Annotated in this window: 1 protein-coding gene; it reads left to right on the forward strand. The window is 54.2% G+C overall.

Annotated features, from left to right (window positions below; genetic code table 11):
- Positions 1–1,734, forward strand: a 1,734-nt coding sequence (gene pglX, locus EXE42_RS15405; RefSeq protein WP_137706896.1) for a BREX-5 system adenine-specific DNA-methyltransferase PglX, incomplete at both ends; no start/stop codon positions are given.

The raw sequence follows: 1,734 nt of genomic DNA on the forward strand, positions 1-1,734 counted from the left end.
GACGACGAACCAGCAGACTTCGACGAACTCGATGAGGACACCCAGACCCTCGCCGAAGCTATCGACCTTGAAGGGGTCGACGGCCACACTTGGGACGAAGCGTTCGAACAGTATGTTACAGGCGTCGGATACACAATCGTCAATCGTCTGGCAGCGCTTCGTTGTATGGAGGTACGGGACTTCATCAACGAGGAAGTTACCGTCTTCAAGGACAACGGCCTGACGCCTGCCGCTGAGACGCTCGTTCACGAGGAGTTCTTACTCGAAGACGAAGCCATCATTCAGGCGTATCACGACGCTTGCGATCGATTAGCTGAGGAGATCGAGATCCTGTTCGACCGTGACTCGGCCTACAGTCAGGTCAATCCCGATGACGATACCTTTGAGGAACTCTGCGGGATGCTTGACGAGATACCGGACGAAGTCTGGCGGGCTGATGACGTTCTCGGCTGGATTTACGAATACTACAACCGTCCTGTCGTGGAGGCGCTTGACGCGAAGAACACCTTAGAGCCTGAAGACGTCGGCCCAGCAAATCAGTTCTATACGCCGCACTGGGTCGTACGAATGCTTGCCGACAACTCGCTCGGGAAGCTCTACCTCGAGTCCACAAATCAAGAAGATGCCGTCCCAGGCCCTGAGTCCCTAACACCCGAAGAGCGAAAAGAACGCCTCGTTACCCCTGAGGATTCTCCAAGCGTACCAGAACTCTGTACCTACCTCCTTCCGGACGAAGACGACCACGATGCACCCGAGTTCGGGCATCCGCGAGACCTGCGTGTAATCGACCCTGCCTGTGGTAGCGGACACTTTCTCCTCTACGCCTTCGATATTCTTGAGCGCATCTGGTGGGCCGAAACGGACCTTAGCCGAGGTGAGATCCCCGCAAAAATTCTCAAACACAACCTCTACGGCGTCGACATTGACTTACGCTCCTGCCAACTCTCCGCTTTCAACCTCTATCTGAAAGCCCGAACACGCGCCGAAGCCGAAGATAATGGGGATTTCGAAATGCCGAACCTTGGGATTGTCTGTGCTGATGCTCGTGTTGCCGAGGTCGAAGAGGCGATCGACGTCCTTGATGAGATTACAGGTGAAGGAACTGGCGTCCGAGAGGCTCTTAACAACATTATTCACGAATTCCAGCACACCGAAGCTCTCGGCAGTCTCCTTGATGTTCAGGGCACGCTTGAGGATGAGTTCGAAACTGGACAGTCAGATGTCTTGGAGTGGGGTGGCGACGCGCCGAAGACACTCAACGAGTTCCTTCGACGACTTGAGGAAGCCGTTGAGGAGCGTACATCAGATTCCTTCGGAGAGCAGAACCTTCGAAGCTTCCTGAACCTGCTCGTGGTCTTGACCCAAGACTACGACATCGCTCTCATGAACCCGCCGTACGGGTCACGTGGTCGGATGCCTGATAATGTACAGGAGTATGTTGAGGAACACTACGACTATACCACAGAATACTACATCAATTTCTTTGAAGCGTCTGATCGGCTCGTTCGAACGGAAGGACGCGTCGGAATGCTAGTACCACGCTCTTTCATGTTCCTCAAATCCTTCCAAGACTTCCGTGAGGACTTCATCGGCGGCCGTGGTTCGTTTGACTTCCTCACTGAATACGGCATTGACATCCTCGATAATGCGACAGTCCGAACCGCGGGAACAGTCGTCCGATCTGGTGTTGAAGGAGGACAAGAGGGAACGTTCATTCGTCTCGAAGACGTCCCA

The sequence above is a fragment of the Halorubrum sp. SP3 genome, from assembly GCF_005435195.1.
In the GTDB taxonomy this organism is placed as follows: domain Archaea; phylum Halobacteriota; class Halobacteria; order Halobacteriales; family Haloferacaceae; genus Halorubrum; species Halorubrum sodomense.